The sequence below is a fragment of the Kitasatospora sp. NPDC059146 genome (assembly GCF_042786665.1).
Taxonomy (GTDB): domain Bacteria; phylum Actinomycetota; class Actinomycetes; order Streptomycetales; family Streptomycetaceae; genus Kitasatospora.
On the sequence record NZ_JBHZCY010000047.1, the window covers coordinates 36,321 to 61,837 of the forward strand.

Consider the following 25,517-nt stretch of genomic DNA (forward strand, 5'->3'; position numbering starts at 1 on the left):
CGGCAATTCCTTCCCCGAACTACCCGACCTCTGGAGGTCGTTCACCCATGTCGTACACCGAAGTTCCCGGCATCCGCGTCCCGATCCGGATGTGGACCGACCCGGCGACGGTCGAGGGCGCGGCCCTCCAGCAGCTGCGCAACATCAGCTCCCTGCCCTGGCTGCACGGCCTGGCCGTGATGCCGGACGTCCACCTGGGCAAGGGCGCGACGGTCGGCTCCGTCATCGCCATGAAGGACGCGGTCTGCCCGGCGGCGGTCGGCGTCGACATCGGCTGCGGGATGAGCGCGGTGAAGACCTCCCTCACCGCCAAGGACCTCCCGGACGACCTCTCCGCCCTGCGCTCCAAGATCGAGCAGGCCATCCCGGTCGGCCGCGGCCTCCACACCGACCCGGTCGACCCGACCACGCTGCACGGTTTCCGCACGGAGGGCTGGGACGACTTCTGGCACCGCTTCGACGACATCGCGGAGGACGTCAAGTGGCGCCGCGAGCGGGCGATGCAGCAGATGGGAACGCTCGGCTCGGGGAATCATTTTGCGGAGGTTTGTGTAGATATGTCCGATTCGGTGTGGCTGATGCTGCACTCCGGGTCGCGCAACATCGGCAAGGAGCTGGCGGAGCACCACATGACCGTCGCCCGCTCTCTGTCGCACAACCAGGGGCTGGTCGACCGCGATCTGGCGGTCTTCCTCGCGAAGACCCCAGAGATGGCCGACTACCGCCAGGACCTCTTCTGGGCGCAGGAGTACGCGAAGCACAACCGTGCCCTGATGATGGCGCTCTTCCAGGACGTTGTCCGGGGCGAGTTCGCCAAGGCGCAGGTCACCTTCGAGGAGGTGATCAGCTGCCACCACAACTACGTCTCGGAGGAGCGCTACGACGGCGTCGACCTGCTGGTGACCCGCAAGGGTGCGATCAGGGCCGGCTCCGGCGACCTCGGGATCATCCCGGGCTCGATGGGGACGGGCTCCTACATCGTCCGCGGCCTGGGCAACGCTGCGTCGTTCAACTCCGCCTCGCACGGCGCCGGCCGCAAGATGAGCCGCACCGCCGCGAAGAAGCGGTTCACCACGCGCGACCTGGCTGAGCAGACCAAGGGTGTGGAGTGCCGCAAGGATAGCGGCGTGGTGGACGAGATCCCGGGCGCCTACAAGTCCATCGAGAAGGTCATCGAGCAGCAGAAGGACCTGGTCGAGGTGGTCGCCCACCTCAAGCAGATGGTCTGCGTGAAGGGCTGACCAAATGTTGAGGCGCCCGGAACCGTTCCCGGGCGCCTCATCTACGAAGCTATCCTTCGTGACTGGCAGCCATTGAGGCGCCATCGGCGGATATTGCAGCTCTTCTCGGTGCGGCCGAGCTGTTCTGCTGCTGCCTTGATGCTGGGTGCTGCCATGAGGACGTCATCTTCGGCTTTGGTCCAGCTGCGCTTGATCATGCGCCTCACGCCCGAGGGTCTGACCCACATCGCTGCTTCTGCGGCTGCGGCCTTCTTGCGGTGTAGTGCCATGCAGTCGGGGTAGTAGATGTGGCTGAGGATAGCCACCGCCTCTTCCCTGGAGTAGAAGAGGTTGAAGATCCCGTCCCGCTTGTTCCGTCGGAATGTGCGTCGAGTGCCGGTGAGGCCGTCCAGGTAGCCATGGACGAACGTGGCGATGGCGTCGCTCTGGGTCGTGAGGCTGACGAAGGGGAGATTCTGTGAGGTCCGTCCCGTCGAGCCGTCGGCGTCAATCAGCCCCCGAAGGTAGTCGCGCTCGGAGAGCGGCATGTGCGGCGGCGCAATGATGTCGGACTTCCGCCCCGCTGGCAGGCCGAGCGCCTGCAATTCCTCGCGGAACTCTCGAGCGTAGACGGTCCACATCACTGAGGCGTGCTCCGCCTTGAAGTTCGTTGCGCGCGTCCGGTAGCTGATGGTGCTGTTGTACGGGCAGAGCCGCTGGAACTCCTCCAGGATCGGGGCGTCCCGTGTGGCGAGTTCCACGGAGAGTCGACCGCGGTTGCGGGACTGTTCGGTGAGGTGTCCGTCCGCCTGGAGGAAGGCGAACATGTAGGCGTGCTCGGGTCGTTCGAGGTCGAAGAACGTCATGCCGAGAGCATCAGTGCGATCCGTCGTTCGAGAGGATCGAATGACCACCAGTTCGCTCAATGGTGTGGATACGACCGATTCCGCGAACAGAAGAGCCCGGCAGTGCTAGGCACCGCCGGGCTCTTCGCGTGTGTTGCGTGGGCTCAGGCCGCGGCCGGGAGCTCGTCGAGGCCTTCGGCGACGAGCTTGGCGAGGCGGTCGAGGGCCTCGTCGGCGTTGGGGGCGTCGGAGGCCAGGATGACCTCGTCGCCGCCCTGGGCGCCCAGGGCGAGCAGGCCGAGCATGGAGGCGGCGTTCACGGGGTTGCCGCCGGGCTTGGCGATGGTGATCGGCACGCCGGTGGCCGTGACGGCCCGGACGAAGACGGAGGCGGGACGGGCGTGCAGGCCCTCGGCCCAACCGATGGTGACGCGGCGCTCAGCCATGAGACGTGCCTTTCCGGTGAAGCTGGTCACGGCCGTGCTCGGGCGAGCGGGGGGAACGACCGTGTTGTCTAGACCAGTGTTGCACGCAGGCAACCCCTGCGAGGCGCCGCGTTCGGGACTTGTGATTGTTTCTTTTCGGGGCATAAGGCCCGGCCAGCGGCCCTGTCCACCCTGCCGTGGGCACGCGCCCGGCGCCATTCGGCTCGCCGCCGGATAACCTGACGAATGTGGAAGACCCCGCGGTGGCGAACCCCGCGCAACCCGACTATCCGCAGCACTGGGAAGCCGACGTCCTGCTGCGCGACGGCGGCACGGCCCGGATCCGGCCGATCACCCCCGGCGACGCCGGGCGGTTGGTGGAGTTCTACGAACAGGTCTCCGACCAGTCCAAGTACTTCCGCTTCTTCGCCCCCTACCCGCGGCTCTCCGACAAGGACGTGCGCCGCTTCACCCACCACGACTTCGTGAACCGGGTCGGCCTCGCCGTGGTGGTCCGGGACCACTTCATCGCGACCGTCCGCTACGACCGGATCGACGCCGACGGCCGCCCCTCCGAGCACGGCACCGACGCCGAGGTCGCCTTCCTCGTCCAGGACGCCCACCAGGGCCGCGGCGTGGCCTCCGCGCTGCTGGAGCACATCGCGGCGGTGGCCCAGGAGCGGGGCATCCGCCGCTTCCAGGCCGAGGTGCTGCCGGAGAACCGCAAGATGGTGAAGGTCTTCACCGACGCCGGCTACACCCAGCGCCGCAGCTTCGCCGACGGCGTGGTGCACCTGGAGTTCGCCCTCGAACAGACCGACCGCTCACTCGCCGTGATGCGCGCCCGCGAGCACCGCGCCGAGGCCCGCTCGGTGCAGCGGCTGCTGACCCCGCGCTCGGTGGCGGTGATCGGCGTCTCCCGCAATCCGCAGACCGTCGGCCGGGCCCTGCTGCGCGACCTGCTCGGCAGCTTCGACACCGAGTTCGAGAGCCGGTACGAGACCAAGGGCGCCCCGCGCACCGTCTACGCGGTGAACCGCAGCGCCCCGCCCGGCACCGAGCTGGACGGCGTCCCGGTGCACCGCTCGATTCTGGACATTCCCGGGCCGGTGGACCTCGCGGTGATCGCCGTCCCCGAGAGCGTCGTCCCGGCGGCCGTCGCCGAGTGCGGCGCGCACGGCGTGCAGGGCCTGGTGGTGGTCACCGCCGGCTACGCCGAGACCGGCCCGGAGGGCCGCGACCGCCAGCGCGCCCTGGTGCGCCAGGCCCGCGCGGCGGGCATGCGGGTGATCGGCCCGAACGCCTTCGGCCTGATCAACACCGACCCCGACCACCCGCTGAACGCCTCGCTCGCCCCGCACCTGCCGGACCGCGGCGGCTTCGGGATCTTCTGCCAGTCCGGGGCGATCGGCGTGGCCCTGCTGGAGTCCGCCCACCGGCGCGGCCTCGGGGTCTCCTCCTTCGCCTCGGTCGGCAACCGCTCGGACGTCTCCGGCAACGACTTCCTGCAGTACTGGGCCGAGGACGAGGCCACCGAGGTGGTGCTGCTGTACCTGGAGTCCTTCGGCAACCCCCGCAAGTTCACCCGGATCGCGCGCCGACTGGCCACCGCCAAGCCGGTGGTGGTGGTCAAGGGCGCCCGCCACACCGGCAGCCTGCCGCCCGGCCACGCCGTCCCGGCCACCGCCACCGGCCTGCACGATGCCACCGTGGACGCGCTGTTCGAACAGGCCGGGGTCACCAGGGTGGCGACCATCACCGAGCTGTTCGACACCGGTGAGCTGCTCGCCCAGCAGCCGCTGCCGCCCGGTGACCGGGTCGCCGTGGTCGGCAACTCCGACTCGCTGGGCCTGCTCACCTACGACGCCTGCCTGAGCGCCGGGCTGCGCCCGTGCACACCGGTCGACCTCACCACCGCGGCGACCGGCGAGAACTTCCGGATCGCCCTGGACGTCGCGCTCGGCGACCCGGCCGTGGACGCGGTGATCGCCGTCGCCATCCCGCCGATCGGCACTTCCGCGCACGCCTTCATGGGCGGCCGGCTGACCGGCCCGGACGACCCCGAGATGGGCTCGGACGATCCGGAGATCGCCACCGGTCTGCTCGAAGCGGGCGAGCGGGCACGGGAGTTGGGCAAGCCCCTGGTGCTGGCCCACCTGGCCCTGACCGACCTGCCGACCCGGCTGCGCCCGGGCGGGATCCCGGCCTACGCGGCGCCCGAGCGGGCCGTGCGCGCCCTCGCGCACGCCGTGCACTACGCGCAGTGGCGCCGCCGCACCGCCGCGGCGGAGGAGACGGCGCGCGTCCCCGACCTGGACCGGATCGACGAGCCCGGCGCCCGCGCCCTGGTGGACGCGGCGCTCAGCACCCGCACCGCGGTCGCCGCCCGTACCCAGCCCGGCGGCGCCCGGATCACCCTGTCCGACTCCGAGGCCCGGCTGCTGCTGGCCCGCTACGGTGTCGACGTCTCGCCCACGCTGGCCGCCCCCGACGAGCGGGAGGCCGTCCGGGCCGCCGAGCAGCTCGGCTACCCGGTGGCCCTGAAGGCGACCGCCCCGCACCTGCGCCACCGCCCCGACCTGGGCAGCGTCCGGCTGGACCTGACCGGCGAGGAGGGCCTGCGCCGCGCCCACCGCGAGCTGGACGCCCTGCTCGGCGGCGCGGCCGGTGCCCAGCTGGTGGTGCAGCGGATGGCCCCGCGCGGCGTGGACACCGTGATCGGTGCCACGGTCGATCCGGCCGTCGGCGCGATCCTGTCCTTCGGCCTGGCCGGTGCCCCGGCCGAGCTGCTCGGTGACGTGGCCCACCGCCTCGTCCCGGCCACCGACCAGGACGTCGCCGGTCTGATCCGCGAGGTGCGGGCGGCGCCGCTGCTGTTCGGCTGGCGGGGCGCCGAGGCGGTGGACACCGCCGCGCTGGAGGAGTTGCTGCTGCGGGTGTCGCAGTTGGTGGACGACGTACCGGAGATCGCCTCGGTGGATCTCGAACCGGTGGTCGTCGCCCCGCACGGGCTGGCGATCCTGGGGGCGCGGGTGCGGGTCGCCCCGCTGCCCGTCCGCAGCGATCTGGGCCCGCGCGCGATGAGCACCCTGTAATCTTCCTTGGTTGCGCCTGCCCGTGGGCGCTGATGTCCGAAGCTCGGCGCCGTGCCGCCCGCTTCGTCGGCGGACCATGCCAGGATGGAGTTATGGCGAAGACCGGTACCACCACCACTCAGGACCTGCGCTCGGCGATCGAGCGCAGCGGCTACTACCCGGCCCTGGTGTCCGAGGCGGTCGAGTCCGCGGTGGGCCCGGAGCCGATCAGCTCCTACCTGGTGCACCAGGAGACGACCTTCGACTCCAACGAGGTGCGCCGGCACGTGACGGTGCTGGTGCTGACCCCGACCCGGTTCGTGGTGAGCCACACCGACGAGCAGTCGGGTGACGCGGGCAGCCCCGCCGTGCCGTTCGCCACCACCTCGACGGAGAGTGTCCGGCTGGACCGGATCGGCTCGGTCGTGCTGAGCCGGATGGTGGCGAACCCGGAGACGTACACGCCCGGGACGCTGCCGCGCGAGGTGGTGCTGACCATCGGCTGGGGCGCGGTGCAGCGCCTGGACCTGGAGCCGGCCGGTTGCTCGGACCCGAACTGCGAGGCCGACCACGGCTACACCGGTTCGGCGACGGCCGACGACCTCTCGCTGCGGGTGAGCGAGGCCGGGGACGGTCCGGAGACGGTGGCCCAGGCGCTGCTGTTCGCCCGGGCGCTGTCCGACGCGACGATCGACAACGGCCCGCGGGTCTGAGGTCCCGGCCGGGCCCCGTCGCGCCCGGCCACCGAGCCCCGCCGTTCCCGATCGCGCGCCCGCCCGCGGTCCCGCCCGCTACGAATCCGGTTCCATGTCCTTCGCACCCTCCGACGGCTACGACGCCTTCGAGATCCTCGACCCGGCCGACGCCCCCGCGCCGCCGTACGGCAGCGGCTCGCTCTGCGACCTGCTGCCCTCGGTGGCGGCGGGCCTGGGCGTCCCGGGGTTCACCGCGACGCTGCCGATCGCCCCGGCCGACCGGGCGGTGGTCTTCCTGGTGGACGGCCTGGGCTGGGAGCTGCTGCTGCGCCACCCCGAGTACGCGCCGTTCCTGTCCTCGCTGGCCGGGAGCTCGCTGGGCGGCTCCGGCCGGCCGCTGACCGCGGGCTTCCCGTCGACCACCGCGACCTCGCTGGCCTCGGTCGGCACGGGCACGCCGCCCGGCCTGCATGGCCTGGCCGGGTACACGGTGGCGGTGCCGGGCACCGACTACCTGATGAACCAGCTGCGCTGGCAGCCGCACACCGACCCGAAGGTCTGGCAGCCGTACCCGACGGTGTTCGAGCAGACCCACCGGGCCGGGGTGGCGACCGCCCAGGTGTCCTCCCCGCTGTTCGCCCAGACCCCGCTGACCAGGGTGGCGCTGTCCGGCGGGACTTTCCTGGGCCGTACCACCGGCGAGGAGCGGATGGACCTGGCCGCCTCCTGGCTGGCCGAGCACGACCGGGCGCTGGTGTACACCTACGTCAGCGAGCTGGACGGCGCCGGCCACCGTTTCGGGGTGGACTCCGACGAGTGGCGGATGACGCTGGACGCGGTGGACCGGCTGGCCCGCCGGCTGGCCGAGCAGTTGCCGCCGCGGTCGGCGATGTACGTGACGGCCGACCACGGCATGATCGACGTCGCCCCCGAGGACCGGATCGACTTCGACGAGGACTGGGAGCTCGGTGCCGGTGTCGCCCTGCTGGGCGGCGAGGGCCGGGCCCGGCACGTGTACGCGGTGCCGGGCGCCGCGGCCGACGTGCACACGGTCTGGAGTGAGGTGCTGGGCGACCGGATGTGGGTGGCCACCCGGGACGAGGCGATCGCGGCGGGCTGGTTCGGCCCGACCGTCGACGAGCGGGTGTACCGGCGGATCGGCGACGTGGTCGCCGCGGCGCGCGACGACATCGCGATCGTCGCCTCCCGCAACGAGCCCGGCGAGTCCGCGATGATCGGCCTGCACGGCTCGATGACTCCGGTCGAACAGTTCGTGCCGCTGCTCGAAGTCCGGGGCTGAGGCGGCCCCTTGACCCCTTCGCGCCCGAACCCCCTTGATGTGAAAGGCCCTTGCTCCACCCATGGCTGAACTGGTGTTCTTCTCGGGCACGATGGACTGCGGCAAGTCGACGCTGGCGCTGCAGATGGACCACAACCACGCCGCGCGCGGCCGGCAGGGCGTCATCCTGACCCGCAACGACCGGGCCGGCGCCGCCACCATCTCCAGCCGGCTGGGCCTGCGCGCCGACGCGGTCGAGGTGACGGACGACTTCGACTTCCACGGCCACGTGGTGCAGCGGCTCTCGGCGGGCGGCCGGGTGGACTACCTGATCTGCGACGAGGCCCAGTTCTTCGCCGCCGAGCAGGTGGACCAACTGGCCCGGGTGGTGGACGAGCTGGACATCGACGTCTACACCTTCGGCATCACCACCGACTTCCGGACCCGGCTGTTCCCCGGTTCGCAGCGGCTGATCGAGCTGGCCGACCGGGTGGAGGTGCTCCAGGTCGAGGCGCTCTGCTGGTGCGGCGCGCGGGCGACCCACAACGCCCGTACGGTCGGCGGCGTGATGGTGGTCGAGGGCGCCCAGGTGGTGATCGGCGACATCTCGGTGAGCGAGGACGAGATCGGCTACGAGGTGCTGTGCCGCCGCCACCACCGCCGCCGGATGACCGCCGCGACCGCCCGCGCCTCGGTGCTCTCCCCGGACGTGCTGCCCTTCGAGGAGCAGCAGGTCTAACCGCCCCGAGCCGAAGGGGTGCGCCGGTGCCGAAAGCGAGGAGCGACAAGCGGGGGACGAGCGCCGGAGCGACGACCGTCGGCGCCGGGTCCGAGCGCCCCGGAGGCGAGTGGGCGAGTCACAGGGCTTCGAGCACCGAGAAGTGCCCGCCCTGCGGGTCGGCCAGTCGGGCGGCCCGGCCGCGGGCGGTGTCGTGCGGTTCGACCAGGACCCGGCCGCCGAGTTCGACGGTGTGACGGGTGGTCAGCTCGGCGTCCCGGACGGCGAAGTGGGTGCGCCAGCGCGGCGGGTGGCCGCGCAGGTCGGCGCGGTGGCGGATGCCCGCGACCGGGCGCCCGTGCACCAGCAGCGCGCTCTCGTCGGCGGTGGGCCGGACCGGCCGGTCGAGCACCGTGCCGTAGAAGGCGGCGGCGCCGTCGGCGTCCGGGGTGAGCAGTTCGGCCCAGGCGGGCCCGCCCGGGTCCATCCCGGCCTCCCGGCCGAGGTGCTGCTCGGCCTGCCAGAGGCCGAAGACGGCTCCGGAGAGGTCGGCGGCGACGGCCATCCGCCCGGCGTCGTCGGCCTGCAGCGGCCCGACCGCGACGGTGCCCCCGCACTCGCGCACCAGTTGGGCGGTGCGGTCGGCGTCGTCCACGGCGAAGTAGGTGGTCCACTGCACCGGGAAGCCGGTGGTGCTGGAGACGCCGAGGCCGGCGACGGGGGTGCCGTCGAGCTCGGCCCGGACGTAGGCGCCGAGTTGGCCGGGCCCGGGGGAGTACGTCCAGCCGAGCAGCTCGCCGTAGAAGGCGCGCGCGCCGGGCAGGTCGTCGGTCAGCAGGCTGACCCAGCAGGGTGTGCCCTGGGCCAGTCGGAGTTCCACCGCGGGCAATGCGGGCCTCCTCACGGGTGTTCGGCGCACGGAGATCCGGGCGCGCGAGGGTGATGCTTCCACCCTGGCGCGCGCCCAACCCTCGACCCGCGCGGAAAGTCCGGCAAAGAGCGCACAAAGAGCCGCGGTTCGGGCGCGCTGCGCGACAATGGCCGGCATGACCACCTTCAACGACGGTTCCCCGCTGATCTCCGCGGCCGAGCTGCGGGAGGCGCTCGCCTCCGCGCGGCCGCCGGTGCTGCTGGACGTGCGCTACCAGTTGGTCGGTGCCGCGCCGGGCGGCCCGACCGCGGCCGAGGAGTACCGGGCCGGGCACCTGCCCGGTGCCCACTTCGTCGAGCTGGACCGGGATCTCGCGGCCCCGCCCGGCGCTCCGGGCCGGGGCGGGCGCCACCCACTGCCGGATCCGGAGGAGTTCGGCGCGGCGATGCGCGGGTTCGGGGTGAGCTCCGGGCGTCCGGTCGTGGTGTACGACGGTGCGGCGTCGATGGCGGCGGCGCGGGCCTGGTGGCTGCTGCGCTGGGCCGGGCACCCGGACGTCCGGGTGCTGGACGGCGGCTTCGCGGCCTGGCGGGCGGCCGGGCTGCCGGTGACGGCGGAGCTGCCGGAGCCGGCGGAGGGCGACTTCAAGCCCGTGCCGGGGCAGTTGCCGACGCTGGAGGCGGACGCTGCCGCGGCCCGGGCGCGCAGCGGTCTGCTGCTGGACGCCCGGTCGGGGGAGCGCTATCGGGGCGAGAGCGAGCCGGTGGACCCGCGGGCCGGACACATCCCGGGCGCGGTGTCGGCGCCGACCGCCGAGAACGTGGGCCCGGACGGGAGGTTCCGCCCGGCGGCCGAACTGCTGGCCCGGTTCCGGGCGTTGGGCGCGGGGGAGCGCGAGGTCGCGGTGTACTGCGGTTCGGGCGTGACGGCGGCGCACCAGATCCTGGCGATGGAGGCGGCGGGCCTGGACGCGGTGCTGTACCCGGGTTCGTGGAGCGAGTGGTCGAGCGACCCGGGCCGCCCGGTGGCGGTGACCGACCAGCCGGGCTGACCGACCGGCCGGGCTGAGCGGGCACCCGTTCTGCGGCAAGGTCTTCTGACGGCCACACAGTGCTGCGGGGCGCCGGCTCGGCCGGCCCCCCGCAGCACTGTCGGTGCGCTACTCCTGCTTCTTGCGCCGGCTGCCGAAGACGATCTCGTCCCAGCTGGGCACGGTGGCCCGGCGGCCGGGCCGGACGCCGTCCGCCTCGGCCTGCCGGTCGGTGGTGCCGACCAGGCGTTCGCGGTGCGGGGCGACGGCGCGCGGCATCAGGATGTCGGCGTAGGCGGAGCCCGCGCCGACCGCCGGGGCGGCGGCCGCGGCCGGCTCCTCGGTCTCCTCGGCGACCTCGGCGGGCACCGGTTCGATCGGGGCGGGGCCGCCGACGGCGAGGTCGCCGCGGAAGGCCGGGACGACGTCGAGCAGGCTGGTCAGCGAGTCCCGGGAGTCGGCGGTGGCCTCGCGCGACTCGCGGACCTCGCGGGCCGACATGATGCGGTCGGCGGAGGGCCGGTCGATCATCGGGCGGGGCGGCCGGTCCTGGGGGAGCCGGGCGATCCGCGGGATGAACGGGAAGACCGAGTCCTCCTCGCGCTCGACCGTCTCGCCGATCAGCGCGCGGGCCTCGTCGTCGTTGGGCTGGACCAGGCGCCGGGGCGGGTCGTACGTCCAGGACGCGCTGCGGCCCTCGCCGTCGGCGCGGTAGGAGAGGATGACCTCCCAGGTGCCGTCGTCGCGCCGCCAGGAGTCCCAGCGTTCGGTGTCCTTCTCGGCGCCGCGCAGGGCGAGCCGCTCGGCGACGGCCTCGCCGAGCTGCGGCCCGGGGGACTCGCCGTTGCGGCGGATCGCGGTCTTGCGGGCGCGCTCGGCCATGAAGGCGCGTTCGGCGAGGACCGGCCCCTCGAAGCGGCGGACCCGGTCGACGGAGATGCCGGCGGCCTGGGCGACCTCCTCGGCGGAGGCTCCGGCTCGTATCCGGGCCTGGATGTCCCGGGGGCGGAGGTGGCTCTCGACCTCGATCTCGATCTGGCCGAGGCGCGGCCGGTCGCCGCGGATGGCCGCGCGCAGCCGCTCGTCGATGGGGAGGGTGTACTCCGTGCTGTCGGCAGCCTTGAGCACCAGCCGTGTGCCGTCGTTGCTGACGGCCACAACCCGCAGTTCGGGCACGGTCACCTCCCGGGTTGTGCCTGCCGACGTCACCTGCGTCGCTGCTCCCGTACTGAGTGTGGCCTGCCCACTCGCGACTGGCCACAACCTTGCTGAGTTCCCCGGCGTGTCGGGCTTACGCCCGGCCACACCGCTGTGGCACGGTTGCCTTTTTGCCACGTCATCCGTCGACGTCGCGTCTGGGTGCCCCGGCCGTCCTCGCACGCGGAGTGTTCGCGACGATCCGGGACCGGCGTCGCCGTGCGTGCCCGCTCAGTGGCTCTTCGTCAAGCTGCCGGTGAAGGCACAGTCGACAAGTCGACCCAAGGCTCGGGCTTTACGAACAGTACTCCATTCGTGGCATCCGGAGGGGCGGCTCGCCGCTCAAGTCTCCCGCGATTCACGGGAATCTCAAGAGCGCGCGCCCCCAACGGCGGACCACCGGCGGATGAACGGTGATCATCTTCACACAATCCGGGAGCGGAGAACCGCATTTTCGTCCCTTGTGTCCTTCTTTGGGCAAGATGGAGAGGCTTGTTCGAGTTGCAGTCGTACGGACCGAGGGATGTTGATGCCGGAGCGGAGCCCCGCCGAGGAGGGCGGCAAGGAGGAGCGCAAGCGGATCGATCTGAGTGTGGCTCAGGTCGTGGCGAGCGCGCTGGCCGCGGTGGTGGGCGCGCTGCTCGCCTCCGAACTCGGCGTGTACGGAACGATCATGGGCGCCGCGGTGGTCAGCATCGGGGCCACCACCGGCGGTGCGGTGTTCCAGCACGTGTTCCGGCGGACCGGCGAGCAGCTGCGCGACGCGGTGGACCGCGGGCCGAACCAGACGGTGAACGGCCTGCGCCAGGCGCCCGCGGAGCAGGAGCACCCGGCTCAGTACGCGGCGCACGAGCCGGCCGGGCCGCCGGTGCTCACCTCGGAGTGGAACGCGCCGCAGGTGGTGCGGGCGCGCCGGCGGCTGGGCTGGCGGGGCTACGCGGCGGTCTCCGGTCTGGTCTTCGTCCTGGCGATGACGCCGATCGTGGCGTTCGAGCTGGCCACCGGCCAGCCGGTGTCGGCGACGGTGAAGGGCCGGTCGGGCGACGGGACGTCCTTCGGCGGCACGGTGACGCGCAAGGACCCGCCGCCGCAGGACGTCCCGTCGCAGCGCCCGTCCACCGGGCGCGGCTCGCAGGACGCGCCGTCCGGCGGAGCCTCGGCCCCGGCGACGACGCGGCCGGGTCGGGAGCCGACCGCCACCCCGGGCACCGGCGCGAGCGGGAGCGCCTCTCCCTCGGCGGGCCCCGGTGCGAGCCCGTCGGCCGGTGCCTCGCCGTCGGCGGGCGGCTCGGGCAGGCCCACCGGTGAGGCCACGCCGCAGCCGCCCGTGCCGAGCAACGCCCCGGCGAACGCGACGGTGCCCCCGCCCCCGCCCGCCACCGCGACTCCTTAGAGCCGGTCGTCGAACTTAGGCCCCCAGTACCCGCCGCAGGTAGTCGTTGCCGAAGACGCGCCGGGGGTCGACCTCGTCGCGCAGGGCGGTGAAGTCCTCGAAGTGCGGGTAGACGCCCGCCAGGTACTCGGCGTCGCGGGTGTGCAGCTTGCCCCAGTGGGGGCGGCCCTGATGGGCGGTCATCAGCTGTTCCACGCCGGTGAAGTAGCCCTGGTCGCGGGTGCCCCGGTAGAGGTGGACGGCGATGTAGGCGCTGTCCCGGCCGGAGGCGGTGGAGAGCCAGAGGTCGTCGGCGGGGGCGAAGCGCACCTCGACCGGGAAGCTGACCTTCCAGTCGGAGCGTTCGACCAGGGCCTTCAGTTCGCGCAGCACCCCGGCGACGGCCGCGCGCGGGACGGCGTACTCCATCTCCAGGAAGCGGACCTTGCGCGGGCTGGTGAACACCTTGTACGCGGTGTCGGTGTAGCTGCGGTCGGACCAGGCGCGGCTGGCGAGCGAGGCGATCGAGGGCACGGCGCCGGGGAAGCGGCGGCCGACCCGGCAGGCGCCCTCCCAGACGGTGTTGGAGAGGAAGTCGTCCTCCAGCCACTCCTTGAACCGGGGCAGCGGGGCGGCCGGTCCCTGGCTGCGGTTGTTGCGCTTGGTGGCGCAGCGGTCGGTGTGCGGGAACCAGTAGAACTCGAAGTGCTCGTTGACGGCGGTGAGGTCGTCGAGGCGTTCCAGCACCTCGTCGAAGGTCATCGGCTGCTCGTGGGCGGTGAGCAGGAAGGCCGGTTCGACGCCGAAGGTGAGGGCGGTGATCACGCCGAGGGCGCCGAGGCCGAGCCGGGCGCCCTGGAAGAGCCGGGGGTTCTCGGTGGGGGAGCAGTGCCGGACGCTGCCGTCGGCGAGCACGATCTCCACGGCGCGGATCTGGGCGGCGAGCGAGCCGGAGTCGCGGCCGGTGCCGTGGGTGCCGGTGCTGGTGGCGCCGGCGACGGTCTGGACCTCGATGTCGCCCATGTTGGTGAGGGAGAGGCCCTCGGCGGCGAGCAGCCGGTTGAGGCGGCTGAGCGGGAGGCCGGACTCGACGGTGACGGTGCCGGCCTCGCGGTCGAGCCCGCGGACGGCGGTGAGGGCGTGCGGCCGGATCAGCAGGCCGTCGCCGGGCGAGGCGATGGCGGTGAAGGAGTGGCCGGAGCCGACGGCCTTGACGCTGCGGCCCTGGTCGGCGGCGCGGGCGATCTCCCTGGCCAGTTCCGCCGCGGTGCCGGGGGTGGCGGTCCGGGCCGGCCGGGCGTTCTGGTTGCCGGCCCAGTTGGTCCACCGGGTGGGGGTCGCGGTGCTGGCCTGGGGCATTGCGCTGCCTCCTGCTCCGTGGCCGATCGGGTCGGCGCGGTCCGGTGCGGCCTGGTCCGTCGGATCCCGGGAGACAGGCCCTACCCGCGGGTAAGGGCCGCGGGTAGGGCGAGATTAGTCAGTTCACCGTTCGACGTCTACGGGTCGGCCGGGCGTTCCGCCGGCCTGGTCGGTGGGCTGCTGGGCGTCGAGTCCGGCGCGCAGCCGGCCGAGTCCGGCCAGGGCGGCGAGGGCGCCGAGCACGCCGGCGGTGAGCGGGACCCAGTAGCCGGCGGCGGCGCCGGAGGCGTCGATCACCCAGCCCGCGGCGGAGGAGCCGACCGCGACGCCGAGGGCCAGGCCGGTGGTGGTCCAGGTCATGCCCTCGGTGAGCTGGGCGGCCGGGACGAGCCGTTCGACCAGGGCCATCGCGGTGATCAGGGTGGGGGAGATGGCGATGCCGGCGACGAGCAGGGCGGCGCCGACCGCGACGAGTCCGCCGATGCCGTGCACGGCGTGGGCGACCAGCAGGATCGGCACCATGCTGAGCGCCATGAACAGCACGCCGAGGAAGAAGCGCTTCGCCATCGAGCCGGTGAGCTTGACCGCGCCGAACACCACCCCGGCCGCGCAGGAGCCGAGCGCCCACAGGGCGAGGATCACGCTGGAGACCGACTTGTGCCCCTGGGCCTCGGAGTAGGCGACGGTGACCACTTCGACCGAGCCGAAGATCGCGCCGGTGGCGACGAAGGTGAGGATCAGCACCTGGAGGCCGCGGTTGCGGATCACCGAGCTGCCCTGGTGCCGGGCGGCCTCGTGGACCGGGGGCTCGGTGGAGCGCTGGCCGGCGAACAGCAGCACACCGACGGTCAGGAAGACCCCGGCGAGCAGCACGCCGGCCTCCGGGAAGACGGAGGTGGCCAGGCCGATGGAGAGGATCGGGCCGACGATGAAGCAGACCTCGTCGACCACGGCCTCGAAGGAGTAGGCGGTGTGCAGCCGGTCGGGGTCCTCGCGGTAGAGGTGCGCCCAGCGGGCGCGGACCATGGCGCCGGTGCTCGGCATCACGCCCATGCCGGCGGCGAACACGAACAGCGTCCAGTCCGGGGCGCCCAGCCGGGCGCAGAGCAGCAGGCCGACGACGGAGCCGATGGTCAGGGCCATGGCCGGGACGATGATCCTCGCCTGGCCGTGCCGGTCCACCAGGCGGGAGACCTGGGGGCCCAGGACCGCCGCGGAGACGGCCAGGGCCGCCGAGACCAGTCCGGCCACGCCGTACGAGCCGCGCAGTTGGGACAGCATGGTCACGATGCCGATGCCGGTCATCGAGATCGGCAGCCGGGAGACGAAACCGGTGGAGGAGAAGGCCACGGTGCCGGGCGCGGCGAATATTCGGCGGTAGCTGGACAGCACGGGAGCTCCGGGCAGGGGGGTAAGGAACAAGTCTGGTCTAGACAGCTTACGTACGTTGGCAAACGGTATTTTCCGGACGCCCGCGCGGCCCCGGCGCCGGTGCCCGGCCCCTCAGTGGCAGGATCGGTGCCATGTCCGACGCGCGCAAACCCTCCGCCTCCGGCGCCGCCCCGTACGACGCCCTGCTGCTGCTGTCCTTCGGCGGGCCCGAGGCCCCCGAGGACGTCGTCCCGTTCCTGGAGAACGTCACCCGGGGCCGCGGCATCCCCAAGGAACGGCTCAAGGAGGTGGGCAAGCACTACTTCCTGTTCGGGGGCGTCAGCCCGATCAACGAGCAGAACCGGGAGCTGCTCACCGCCCTGCGCAAGGACTTCGCCGAGCACGGGCTGGACCTGCCGGTGTACTGGGGCAACCGCAACTGGGCCCCGTACCTGGTGGACGCCCTGCGGGAGATGGCCGGGGCCGGCCACCGCCGGATCGCGGTGCTCGCCACCAGCGCCTACGCCGGCTACTCGGGCTGCCGCCAGTACCGGGAGAACCTGGCCGACGCGCTGGCCGTCCTCGCCGAGGAGGGCGTCCCGGTACCGACCGTCGACAAGCTGCGGCACTTCTACCACCTCCCCGGCTTCGTCGAGCCGATGATCGACGCCGCCCTGGCCGCCCTGGCCGAGCTGCCCGAGGCCGTCCGGCCCGGTGCCCGGCTGGCCTTCACCACCCACTCCATCCCGGACGCGATGGCCGAGACCTCCGGCGCCCCGGACGACCCGGCCCGGGGCACCCCCGGCGGCGCCTACGTCGCCCAGCACCTGGACGTGGCCCGGCTGATCGCCGCGGCCGTCGCCGAGCGCACCGGCGTGGCCGACCGGCCGTGGCAGCTGGTGTTCCAGAGCCGCAGCGGCGCCCCGCACACCCCGTGGCTGGAACCGGACATCTGCGACCACCTGGAGGCCCAGCACGCCGACGGCGCGCCGGCCGTGGTGATGGTCCCGATCGGTTTCGTCTCCGACCACATGGAGGTCAAGTACGACCTCGACACCGAGGCCGTCGCCAAGGCCGCCGAACTGGGCCTGCCGGTCTCCCGCGCGGCCACCGTCGGCGCCGACCCGCGGTTCACGGCCGCGGTGCGCGAGCTCGTCCTGGAGCGGGCCGCCGTCGAACGCGGTGAGGGCGTGACCCGCTGCGCCCTCGGCACCCTCGGCCCCAGCCACGACGTGTGCGCGGTGGCCTGCTGCCCCAACCCGCGCGCCCCGCGCCCGGCCGCCGCCGAGCGCTGACCCCTTCCGGAGGAGAATCCCGTGCCCACCCCCGCCCAGCCCGACGACCGGCTCCTCGACGACCTGCTGGAGGTGGCCCTGGACGCGGCTCGGCGGGCCGGCGCCCTGCTGCGCGACGGCCGCCCCGCCGACCTCGGCGTGGCCGGCACCAAGAGCAGCCCGGTCGACGTGGTCACCGAGATGGACCTCGCCTCCGAGAAGCTCGTCGTGGAGCTGATCGCCGAGCGTCGCCCCCAGGACGGCTACCTGGGCGAGGAGGGCGCCGAGCGGCCCGGCACCAGCGGGGTGCGCTGGGTCGTCGACCCGCTCGACGGCACGGTCAACTACCTGTACGGGCTGCCCTCCTGGGCGGTCAGCGTGGCCGCCGAGGTGGACGGCCGGGCCGTCGTCGGGGTGGTGTACGCCCCGGCCCGCGGTGAGCTGTTCCACGCCGTGCTGGGCCGCGGCGCCCACCTCGACGGCCGGCCGGTCTCGACCCGCCCGGCCCCGCCCTGGGGCCAGGCGCTGATCGCCACCGGCTTCAACTACGTCCAGCCGGTGCGGGTGCGCCAGGCCGAGGTGCTGCTGGCCCTGATGCCCGAGGTGCGGGACGTCCGCCGGGCCGGGGCGGCCGCCGTCGACCTGTGCGACGTGGCCGCCGGGCGGCTGGACGGCTACTACGAGCGGGGCCTCGCCCCCTGGGACCGCGCGGCCGGCTGCCTGATCGCCACCGAGGCCGGTGCGCTGGTCGGCGGCCGCCCCGGGCACGGCCCGGACGGCGAGCTGACCGTGGCCGCCGCCCCGGGCGTGTACCAGCCCCTGCAGGAGCGGCTGGCCGCGCTGCGCGCCTGGGCGGACTGACCAGGGCCCGCGAATCCGGAGGGCCCCGGTGAGAACCCTCCGGACATGAGAAGAGCCCTGGCACACGGGGGATGCCAGGGCCTTGGGGTTTCGCACGGCCCCCGCAGGGCCGCTGGTGCCGGAGTGCCGGCGTCGGGTCAGGCGGCGGTGCGGTGGCGGTCCAGCACGGTGTCCACACCGTGCTCGGCGGCCAGACGACGGAGGTCGTCCAGCTCGGACTGCTCCACCTCGGCGAGGAACTCGTCCCCGGCCTCGATCGCGCGGTGCAGGTCCTGCTCGGCGTTGGCTATGCGCTGCAGGATTCCGGCCTTGAAGGCGTCCATACGGGCCCCCTTACTGTGTCGGACGTGCACGGTCGTGCGCTCTCCGCCCCGAGGAGGGTCCAGCCGGTGAATGCGCCCGGTCCGACGAGTGGTGGATCTCCGGTCGGGCGCGGAGACGGCCCTTCGGCCGCTCCCGGTGAATTCCCAGCCCCAGGGCCGGCGCGGATGAACGCACGGCGGGTGGGTGCGATCGGCCAACAGCCAGATCGCGGGTGTGCAGCTGTCCTCCCCGCCCGGGGAGCCGGGAAACCTCCCGGCGGAAGAAAGTTGCCCGTGTCACAGTCCAAGCGGAGTTCTCCCGACACGAACGGTCACCGCCGAGGGCCCCGGGCCTCCTGCCCGAGGGGCAGCTTATCGCTGCTTTACCGCAGGACCAGGCAGGATGGAGCCACCGTCGGAGCCGTGCGTCCGCTTCCGGGGCCGGCCTGGAGAAGGGACAACGACCGTGCGGGTTCTCGTCGTCGAGGACGAGCAGCTGCTCGCCGAGGCTGTCGCGACCGGCCTGCGCCGCGAGGCGATGGCCGTCGACGTGGTGTACGACGGGGAGGCCGCGCTCCAGCGCATCGCGGTCAACGACTACGACGTGGTGGTCCTGGACCGCGACCTCCCGCTGGTCCACGGCGACGACGTCTGCCGCAAGGTGGTCGAGCAGGGCCTGGCCACCCGGGTGATCATGCTGACCGCCTCCGGCGACATCAGCGACCGGGTCGAGGGCCTGGAGATCGGCGCCGACGACTACCTTCCGAAGCCGTTCGCCTTCAGCGAACTCGTCGCCCGGGTAAGGGCGCTGGGCCGTCGCGCGACCGTCCCGCTGCCCCCGGTGCTGGAACGGGCCGGGATCTCGCTCGACCCCGGCCGGCGCGAGGTGATCCGGGAGGGGCGCACCGTCCAGCTCGCCCCCAAGGAGTTCGCCGTCCTGGAGGTGCTGATGCGGGCCGGCGGCGCCGTCGTCTCGGCCGAGCAGCTCCTGGAGAAGGCCTGGGACGAGCACACCGACCCGTTCACCAACGTCGTGCGGGTCACCGTGATGACGCTGCGCCGCAAGCTCGGCGACCCGCCGGTGATCGTCACCGTGCCCGGTTCCGGCTACCGGATCTGACCGGGACCCGCCCCCCGGAGTCCGTCCCCCCGTAGTCCGGCCCGCCGGACTCCGCCCCGGGATCCGCCCCCGAGGATCCCCCGCCGTACCCAGCGCCCGCCCCCGGCGGACGCCCGAGAGGACCATCATGACCACCCCGCCGCCCCCGGCCGGCGGGCCCTCCGGCGCGCCCGCCGGCGGCCCGCGAGCCGTTCCGCCCAAGCCCGTGCACCCGCCCCGCCAGTCCCGTCCGCACCAGCCCGAGACCTACGTCCCCGGTGACGGCCTGCTCGCCTGGCTGCCGTTCCGCCCGACCATCCGGATGCGGCTCACCCTGCTCTACGGCGGCATGTTCCTGATGGCCGGCGTGGTCCTGCTGCTGGTCATGTACTTCTTCGTCCAGCAGTCGCTCCAGGAGGTCGGCCAGCCGCACCTGAGGCTCACCGGACCGGGCATCTCCGTGCTCACCCCGGACGGCCAGGTCCTGACCAACCAGAACGCGCTCGACCAGTGGCTGAACGACAACAAGTCCATCCAGGCCGCCGCGGCGCTCAACACCCTGCTGCGCAAGCTGCTCACCGTGCTGGTCTGCCTCGCCGTGATCGCCTTCGCGGCCGGCTACGCGATGGCCGGCCGGGTGCTGCGCCCGCTCGGCCGGATCACCCGTACCGCCCGTGACGTCGCCTCCTCCGACCTGCACCGCCGGATCGAGCTGGACGGCCCGGACGACGAGCTCAAGGAGCTCGCCGACACCTTCGACGACATGCTGGACCGGCTGGACCGCTCCTTCGACTCCCAGCGCCGCTTCGTCGCCAACGCCTCGCACGAGCTGCGCACCCCGCTGGCGATCAACCGGACCCTGCTGGAGGTCCAGCTCTCCGACCCGGCCGCCTCGCCCGACCTCCAGCAGCTCGGCAAGACCCTGCTGGCCACCAACGAGCGCAGCGAGCAGCTGGTCGAGGGCCTGCTGCTGCTCGCCCGCAGCGAGAACGAACTCACCGACCGGCGCGCCGTGGAGCTGTCCGAGGTGGCCACCCGGGCGCTGGAGCAGACCCGGGGCGAGGCCGACAAGCGGGAGGTGGAGCTGCGTTCCAGGCTCGACCCGGCGGTGGTCGCGGGCAACGGCGTGCTGCTGGAGCGGCTGGCGCTCAACCTGCTGCAGAACGCGGTCCGCTACAACACCGCGGGCGGCTGGGTCGAGCTGGCCACCGCCACCGTGCCGGGCGGCGGCGAGCTGGTGGTCTCCAACACCGGCCCGGTGGTGCCCGGGTACGAGCTGGAGCACATCTTCGAGCCGTTCCGCCGGATCAAGGGCGCCGACCGCACCCGCAGCGACAAGGGGGTCGGTCTGGGCCTGTCCATCGTCCGCTCGGTGGTGCGCGCCCACGGCGGCACCATCGAGGCCACCCCGCGCTCCGGGGGCGGCCTCACCATGCGGGTGCGGATTCCGTCCCCGTAGCCGCCCCTGGGGCCGTTCTGCGCCCTCTCGGCCCCGGACGCTGCCGCGTTCCGTGGGCGACCGTTCCCGGCCGCCCCCGCCAGACCGTCAAGACGACATAAGGCCTGGCGGGGGCGGCTTGTCTTTTCCGGCCCCAGCAACTTACGGTGTCGTAACCTACGCAACCGTAAGTGCGTCCGCCGGTTCGTCCGCCGACGGCTCCGACACGACGCGTGCCCGCCCAACGCGCCCGTCCAGCGCGTGTATCCGTCCCCAGGAGCAGCCCGTGACCATCGCCCCTGTGCAGAGCAGCCCCTCGCTCGGATCGAGCGGCTGGACCGACGCGCGGCTGATCCTGGCCCTCGAAGAGGTCGTCGAGAAGGAGCTCAACCGCCACCTGACCGTGGCCAAGGAGTGGATGCCGCACGAGTTCGTCCCGTGGAGCCAGGGTCGCGACTTCGACGGCGTGCTGGGCGGCGAGGCCTGGGCGCTGGACCAGTCCCAGGTGACCCCGCTCGGCCGGGTCTCGCTGGTGGTGAACCTGCTCACCGAGGACAACCTGCCCAGCTACCACCACGAGATCGCGACCATGTTCGGCCGCGAGGGCGCCTGGGGCACCTGGGTGCACCGCTGGACCGCGGAGGAGGGCCGGCACGGAATAGCCATCCGCGACTTCCTGCTCGCCACCCGGGCCGTCGACCCGGTGGAGCTGGAGCGGGCCCGGATGTCCCACATGTCGGAGGGCTTCGAGTCCGACAACGCGCACAGCATGCTGCACTCGGTCGCCTACGTGGCCTTCCAGGAGCTCGCGACCCGCATCTCGCACCGCAACACCGGCAAGTACGCGGGCGACCCGCTGTGCGACCAGCTGCTGGCGAAGATCGCCAACGACGAGAACCTGCACATGGTCTTCTACCGGAACCTGCTGAAGGCCGCCCTGGAGCTCGCCCCGGACCAGGCCATGCGCGCCATCGCCGACGTGGTGATCGACTTCCGGATGCCCGGCCACGGGATCCCCGGTTTCGAGCGCGCCGCCGCCCAGATCGCCATCGGCGGGGTGTACAACCTGCGCATCCACCACGACGACGTGCTCCAGCCGGTGCTGCGCCACCTGCGGGTGATGGAGATCGACGGCCTCGGCCCCGAGGGCCTGCTGGCGCAGAACGAGCTGGGCGTCTTCCTGGACGGGCTGGACGGTCAGGCGCGCAAGTTCGAGGAGCGCCAGGCCGCGCTGCTGGCCCGCCGGGAGGCGCGCCGCAACGCCGGCTAGGACGTCTCCGGGGGCGCTTCCGCCGAGCCGTCGCGCCCCCTGAGGGAGGGGGCGGAGTGGGTGGATTTTCCGTGGTTTGCCCCGGAAGATTCTGAACGTGACCAAGCTCACACCGTGTCGCTCCACGATTCCGGGCGACCCCGGAGAGTGATCACCCCATCGGGGGTGCCGATCGCCGTCCGTGATCGGATTCCGGCCCGCCGCCGGTCCGTCGGATTGGTCGGCATCCCTGGTGGGCAAGGGATTCGACGGACACCTGTACGGGGTTCGCTCACTGTGAGTCGCCGGTTCGGAGGGCGCGCGAGGGGTCGACGATGGCCCTGCGTGAGGCCTTTCGCGCCCCGGAGGATCACCCCAACGGAGCCCTGGCTGAGTGTCGATTGAGTAACGGGGCTTGAAGTAAGGCAAAATCTCCGCCTCGGGTCGGGCACAAGACCGACCCCCCATGCGTTACGTGCGCTGGAGATACCGCACACACCGCACAAACCCGGAGGGGGAGAGCGACAATGGCAACCGACTACGACACCCCACGCAAGACCGACGACGAGCTCAACGAAGACAGCATCGAGGAGCTCAAGGCTCGGCGGAACGACAAGGGCGGCGGCTCCGTCGACGTCGACGAGTTCGACGCCGCCGAGGGCATGGAGCTTCCCGGCGCCGACCTCTCGAACGAGGAGCTCGCCGTCCGTGTCCTGCCCAAGCAGGCGGACGAGTTCACCTGCATGAGCTGCTTCCTGGTCCACCACCGCAGCCAGCTCTACAGCGAGAAGAACGGCAACCCGATCTGCCGGGACTGCGGCGCCTGAGCACCGCAGCGGACAGCGCCAGGTGCCCGTGGCTCCCGCGGCACCGGCACACCGCCCCTTCCGGCCCCGGGCAGCGGGGCCGGACGGCAGGTCCGCGGCCCGTCCTGGCGGACGGACCCGGGAGGACGGAGTCGGTCGGCCACGTGCCGACCAGGACAAAGTCGTAGGGACGGTCCCGCAGCAGCGGAACCGTCCCTCTCGGTCTTTCGGGGCCCGTTCAAGGGGCCGGCGGGCGCGTCGGTCAGGTACGGGCGCCGCGCCGGGCCTCCTCCAGGGCCTCGGCCAGCTTCATCGGCGAGCGCGTCGACAGGTAGAGGTACGGCGTCGGGTCGGCCGGATCGCTCACCTCGACCCGCAGCGCCGTCGGGACGTAGCTGCGCAGCAGCATGAAGGCGCGGGGATCGGCCTTCGGACCGCGCCAGGCCGCCGCCTCGGTGGGGCTCAGCGCGTGGGCGGCACCCAGCGCGTCCACCGGGATCCGGGCCGGCCCGGCCACCAGCGAGCCCTGCACCACGCGGATCCGCGCCGAGCCGTAACTGCTGATCGCCACCGCGCCGATGGCGATGCCGGCCACCAGGCCGACCAGGGCGGCCGGCCCGCTGACCCGGATCAGGATCAGTGCCAGGGTCAGACCGACTGCGACCGGGAGCAGCCACCAGGAGCGAGGCACCGTGAGGCGTTCGTCGTACATGCCCTCCATTGTGGGCGCCCTGACACCCGGCTCGGGACGCCACCCCCACCGGAGGTCTTGCTACCCCTGGGTAGGCTGGCGAGCCGTGACCGGTACGACCACCCCCACCACCCCGGCCGACCGGTCGGCGCCCGCGTTGCCGCCGACCCCGACCACCCCGCCGCCGGACGCCGTGATCCCGGAGCGCCACCCCCAGGCGCCCGCCCCCGGCACCCGCCTCGGCTCCCACTACGAGCACTGCTTCGGCTGCGGCCCCCGGCACCCCGGCGGACTGCGGATCGACGCGGTCGCCGGCGAGGGACTCGACGTCACCGCCGAGTTCAGCGTCCGGGACGTGCACCAGGGCGGCCCCGGGCTGGCCCACGGCGGGGTTCTCACCACGGCGATGGACGAGACCCTCGGAACGCTGAACTGGCTGCTCCACGCGCCCGCGGTGACCGGCCGGCTGGAGACCGACTTCCTCAGCCCGGTGCCCGTCGAGTCGGTGCTGCACCTGCGCGCCTGGATCACCGGGGTGCACGGCCGCAAGATCTACAGCGCCGCCGAGGGGCGGATCGGCGGCCCCGACGGACCGGTCGCCGTGCGTGCGCAGGCGCTCTTCATCCAGGTGAAGCTGGAACACTTCACCTCGCACGGTCGACCCGAGGACATCGAGAAGGTCCTCGACGACCCGGATCTGATGAAGCGCGCACGAGCCTTTGAGGTGAACCCTTGAGCGAGACCCCCCGTCCGCAGCTGGACGTCCTGATCAGGCGCATCGACGCCGAGCTGCCGCTGCCCGAGTACGCGCAGCCCGGGGACGCCGGTGCCGACCTGCGGACCACCGTCGACGCCGAGCTGGCCCCCGGTGAGCGGGCGGTGCTCCCCACCGGCATCGCCATCGCCCTGCCGGACGGCTACGCGGCCTTCGTCCACCCGCGCTCCGGGCTGGCAGCTCGTTGCGGAGTTGCCCTCGTGAACGCCCCGGGGACGGTCGATGCCGGGTACCGTGGAGAGATCAAGGTGATCGTCGTCAATCTGGACCCGCGCGAGGGGGTCAGCTTCCGCCGAGGGGACCGGATCGCCCAGCTGGTCATCCAGCAGGTCGAGAAGGCCCGCTTCCACGAGGTGGCCGAGCTGCCGGGGTCGGCACGCGCCGAGGGTGGGTTCGGGTCGACCGGTGGCCACGCCGCGGTCTAGCATTCCCGCGGCCTCGCAGGAAGCCGAGCAGGTATTCGCATCGGTCTTGGACCGGGAAGGACAGTGACCGTGTTCCGTCGTCGCCAGAAGAGCGAGGACGCTGTCGAGCAGCTCGCCGACGACGCCATCAGCGCCGACGAGACGGCCGATGACGTCGAAGGTTCCGCCGAGAGCGAGAACGTGACCGAGCTGGACCCGGCCGACAAGGTCGGCCTCCCGCCGGCCCCGCGGCCGGACGGCCCGTGGGACCACACCGAGCTGGAGACGCCGGAGGAGGGACGGGTCGACCTCGGGGGTCTGCTGGTCCCCGGCGTCGAGGGCATGGAGCTCCGCGTCGAGGTCGCCGGTGACGCGATCGTCGCGGCCACCCTGGTGCTCGGCAACAGCGCCATCCAGCTCCAGGCCTTCGCGGCCCCGAAGTCGGAGGGCATCTGGGGGGAGGTCCGCGAGGAGATCGCCAACGGCATCACCTCGCAGGGCGGTCTGATCGACGAGGAGGAGGGCCCGCTCGGCTGGCACCTCCGTGCCCAGGTCCCGGTGCAGCTGCCGGACGGCACCCAGGGCGTGCAGCTGGTGCGCTTCGTCGGCTGTGACGGGCCGCGCTGGTTCCTCCGCGGTGTGATCTCGGGCCAGGCCGCCGTGCAGCCCGAGATGGCCGGCATCCTGGAGCAGGTCTTCCGGCAGACCGTCGTCGTCCGCGGCGAGACCCCGATGGCTCCGCGCGACCCGATCGTGCTCAAGCTCCCCGAGGACGCCCAGATGGTCGCCGACGGTGGCGGGGCCGCCGCTGCGCCCGAGGGCGAGGGCCGCTACGGCTCGCTCGACCCGTTCGCGCGCGGCCCGGAGATCACCGAGGTCCGCTGACCGCCTCCTCGGTCGTCACTGCTGATCGCCTCCGCCCGGACCGCGGGCGGAGGCGATTTGCATGTGGCGGGTCGGTCCCCGTACAGTTCCGGAGTCGCCGCGGGAGACCGGGGCGACAAAGCGGAAAGTGAATCCGATGAATGAAACTCCGGAAAACGGAGTGGAAAACATCTGATAAGCTTGAAACACGAAAGAACGAAGCGCCCGGAGGGCCCGCTGGAAGGCGGTCCGAAGGAAGCGTCCGTTCCTTGAGAACTCAACAGCGTGCCAAAAGTCA

The 25,517-nt window shown here is 72.8% G+C and carries 24 protein-coding genes; 16 read left to right on the forward strand and 8 right to left on the reverse strand.

The window, feature by feature from the left end; all coding sequences use genetic code 11:
- Window positions 1–47: 47 nt before the first annotated feature.
- Window positions 48–1,241: an RtcB family protein gene (locus tag ACFXPX_RS21045; protein ID WP_380642733.1), complete on the forward strand. Its 1,194-nt coding sequence runs from the start codon at window positions 48–50 to the stop codon at window positions 1,239–1,241.
- Between the two features lie 41 nt (window positions 1,242–1,282).
- Here ACFXPX_RS21045 and ACFXPX_RS21050 read toward each other — a convergent pair whose 3' ends face one another.
- Both ACFXPX_RS21050 and ACFXPX_RS21055 read right to left on the reverse strand, forming a co-directional pair.
- On the reverse strand, window positions 1,283–2,086 hold the full coding sequence (locus tag ACFXPX_RS21050; protein ID WP_380527124.1) for an LAGLIDADG family homing endonuclease: 804 nt from the start codon (window positions 2,084–2,086) through the stop codon (window positions 1,283–1,285).
- A 143-nt stretch (window positions 2,087–2,229) separates the two neighbouring features.
- Window positions 2,230–2,511 (reverse strand): HPr family phosphocarrier protein, encoded by a 282-nt coding sequence (locus ACFXPX_RS21055; RefSeq protein ID WP_375889253.1) that lies wholly within the window; start codon window positions 2,509–2,511, stop codon window positions 2,230–2,232.
- A 227-nt stretch (window positions 2,512–2,738) separates the two neighbouring features.
- On the opposite strand from ACFXPX_RS21055, the gene ACFXPX_RS21060 reads away from it, so the two are divergent.
- The 4 genes from ACFXPX_RS21060 to ACFXPX_RS21075 all read left to right on the forward strand — a co-directional run bounded on the left by ACFXPX_RS21060 (window position 2,739) and on the right by ACFXPX_RS21075 (window position 8,277).
- Window positions 2,739–5,585 (forward strand): GNAT family N-acetyltransferase, encoded by a 2,847-nt coding sequence (locus ACFXPX_RS21060; protein ID WP_380642735.1) that lies wholly within the window; start codon window positions 2,739–2,741, stop codon window positions 5,583–5,585.
- Between the two features lie 92 nt (window positions 5,586–5,677).
- Window positions 5,678–6,277, forward strand: coding sequence for a DUF5998 family protein (locus tag ACFXPX_RS21065; protein WP_360237602.1), 600 nt, complete (start codon window positions 5,678–5,680; stop codon window positions 6,275–6,277).
- 94 nt (window positions 6,278–6,371) lie between these two features.
- Window positions 6,372–7,559: an alkaline phosphatase family protein gene (locus ACFXPX_RS21070; protein ID WP_380527126.1), complete on the forward strand. Its 1,188-nt coding sequence runs from the start codon at window positions 6,372–6,374 to the stop codon at window positions 7,557–7,559.
- Window positions 7,560–7,620: 61 nt separating this feature from the next.
- Window positions 7,621–8,277 (forward strand): thymidine kinase, encoded by a 657-nt coding sequence (locus ACFXPX_RS21075; protein WP_375889245.1) that lies wholly within the window; start codon window positions 7,621–7,623, stop codon window positions 8,275–8,277.
- A gap of 118 nt (window positions 8,278–8,395) precedes the next feature.
- Here the strand turns inward: ACFXPX_RS21075 and ACFXPX_RS21080 are convergent, their stop codons facing one another.
- Window positions 8,396–9,136 (reverse strand): VOC family protein, encoded by a 741-nt coding sequence (locus ACFXPX_RS21080; protein WP_380527139.1) that lies wholly within the window; start codon window positions 9,134–9,136, stop codon window positions 8,396–8,398.
- Between the two features lie 166 nt (window positions 9,137–9,302).
- Here ACFXPX_RS21080 and ACFXPX_RS21085 point away from each other — a divergent pair, with 166 nt between their 5' ends.
- Complete coding sequence (locus tag ACFXPX_RS21085) at window positions 9,303–10,178, forward strand: sulfurtransferase (protein WP_380642737.1); 876 nt, start codon at window positions 9,303–9,305, stop codon at window positions 10,176–10,178.
- 108 nt (window positions 10,179–10,286) lie between these two features.
- Here the strand turns inward: ACFXPX_RS21085 and sepH are convergent, their stop codons facing one another.
- Window positions 10,287–11,366, reverse strand: coding sequence for a septation protein SepH (sepH, locus tag ACFXPX_RS21090; protein WP_375889239.1), 1,080 nt, complete (start codon window positions 11,364–11,366; stop codon window positions 10,287–10,289).
- Between the two features lie 517 nt (window positions 11,367–11,883).
- Between sepH and ACFXPX_RS21095 the strand changes: the two genes are divergently transcribed.
- Entirely contained in the window at window positions 11,884–12,747 is an 864-nt protein-coding gene (locus tag ACFXPX_RS21095; RefSeq protein ID WP_380527128.1) for a hypothetical protein, read from the forward strand.
- Window positions 12,748–12,762: 15 nt separating this feature from the next.
- Here ACFXPX_RS21095 and ACFXPX_RS21100 read toward each other — a convergent pair whose 3' ends face one another.
- Both ACFXPX_RS21100 and ACFXPX_RS21105 read right to left on the reverse strand, forming a co-directional pair.
- Window positions 12,763–14,085, reverse strand: a complete 1,323-nt coding sequence (locus tag ACFXPX_RS21100) for a D-arabinono-1,4-lactone oxidase (RefSeq protein ID WP_380527130.1) — start codon at window positions 14,083–14,085, stop codon at window positions 12,763–12,765.
- Between the two features lie 123 nt (window positions 14,086–14,208).
- Window positions 14,209–15,477 (reverse strand): MFS transporter, encoded by a 1,269-nt coding sequence (locus tag ACFXPX_RS21105; protein WP_380527132.1) that lies wholly within the window; start codon window positions 15,475–15,477, stop codon window positions 14,209–14,211.
- 131 nt (window positions 15,478–15,608) lie between these two features.
- Between ACFXPX_RS21105 and ACFXPX_RS21110 the strand changes: the two genes are divergently transcribed.
- The gene (locus tag ACFXPX_RS21110; RefSeq protein ID WP_380527134.1) at window positions 15,609–16,751 is read left to right on the forward strand and encodes a ferrochelatase; all 1,143 of its coding nucleotides are present in this window, start codon (window positions 15,609–15,611) and stop codon (window positions 16,749–16,751) included.
- Between the two features lie 21 nt (window positions 16,752–16,772).
- On the forward strand, window positions 16,773–17,591 hold the full coding sequence (locus ACFXPX_RS21115) for an inositol monophosphatase family protein (RefSeq protein ID WP_375889225.1): 819 nt from the start codon (window positions 16,773–16,775) through the stop codon (window positions 17,589–17,591).
- Window positions 17,592–17,728: 137 nt separating this feature from the next.
- Here ACFXPX_RS21115 and ACFXPX_RS21120 read toward each other — a convergent pair whose 3' ends face one another.
- Window positions 17,729–17,914 carry a hypothetical protein gene (locus ACFXPX_RS21120; protein WP_030285471.1) on the reverse strand — a complete coding sequence of 62 codons (186 nt, stop codon included), beginning with the start codon at window positions 17,912–17,914 and terminating at the stop codon, window positions 17,729–17,731.
- A 445-nt stretch (window positions 17,915–18,359) separates the two neighbouring features.
- On the opposite strand from ACFXPX_RS21120, the gene ACFXPX_RS21125 reads away from it, so the two are divergent.
- The 4 genes from ACFXPX_RS21125 (at window position 18,360) to ACFXPX_RS21140 (ending at window position 22,506) form a co-directional block, all read left to right on the forward strand.
- Window positions 18,360–19,013 (forward strand): response regulator transcription factor, encoded by a 654-nt coding sequence (locus ACFXPX_RS21125; protein ID WP_063349384.1) that lies wholly within the window; start codon window positions 18,360–18,362, stop codon window positions 19,011–19,013.
- Between the two features lie 127 nt (window positions 19,014–19,140).
- Entirely contained in the window at window positions 19,141–20,451 is a 1,311-nt protein-coding gene (locus ACFXPX_RS21130; RefSeq protein ID WP_375889220.1) for a sensor histidine kinase, read from the forward strand.
- A 265-nt stretch (window positions 20,452–20,716) separates the two neighbouring features.
- A complete protein-coding gene (locus tag ACFXPX_RS21135) occupies window positions 20,717–21,700 on the forward strand; it encodes an acyl-ACP desaturase (protein ID WP_375889218.1) in 984 nt (327 codons plus the stop codon).
- 506 nt (window positions 21,701–22,206) lie between these two features.
- The gene (locus ACFXPX_RS21140; RefSeq protein WP_030057692.1) at window positions 22,207–22,506 is read left to right on the forward strand and encodes a DUF4193 domain-containing protein; all 300 of its coding nucleotides are present in this window, start codon (window positions 22,207–22,209) and stop codon (window positions 22,504–22,506) included.
- Between the two features lie 241 nt (window positions 22,507–22,747).
- On the opposite strand, the gene ACFXPX_RS21145 is transcribed toward ACFXPX_RS21140, so the two are convergent.
- Window positions 22,748–23,197 carry a DUF3093 domain-containing protein gene (locus ACFXPX_RS21145; RefSeq protein WP_375889216.1) on the reverse strand — a complete coding sequence of 150 codons (450 nt, stop codon included), beginning with the start codon at window positions 23,195–23,197 and terminating at the stop codon, window positions 22,748–22,750.
- A 136-nt stretch (window positions 23,198–23,333) separates the two neighbouring features.
- Between ACFXPX_RS21145 and ACFXPX_RS21150 the strand changes: the two genes are divergently transcribed.
- From ACFXPX_RS21150 to ACFXPX_RS21160, 3 genes are all read left to right on the forward strand, one after another.
- Window positions 23,334–23,912, forward strand: coding sequence for a PaaI family thioesterase (locus ACFXPX_RS21150; protein ID WP_380642741.1), 579 nt, complete (start codon window positions 23,334–23,336; stop codon window positions 23,910–23,912).
- Entirely contained in the window at window positions 23,909–24,376 is a 468-nt protein-coding gene (gene dut / locus ACFXPX_RS21155; RefSeq protein ID WP_375889214.1) for a dUTP diphosphatase, read from the forward strand. The genes ACFXPX_RS21150 and dut overlap by 4 nt, the downstream gene beginning before the upstream one ends.
- Before the next feature lie 69 nt (window positions 24,377–24,445).
- The gene (locus ACFXPX_RS21160; RefSeq protein WP_375889212.1) at window positions 24,446–25,240 is read left to right on the forward strand and encodes a DUF3710 domain-containing protein; all 795 of its coding nucleotides are present in this window, start codon (window positions 24,446–24,448) and stop codon (window positions 25,238–25,240) included.
- The last annotated feature ends 277 nt before the right edge of the window (window positions 25,241–25,517 follow it).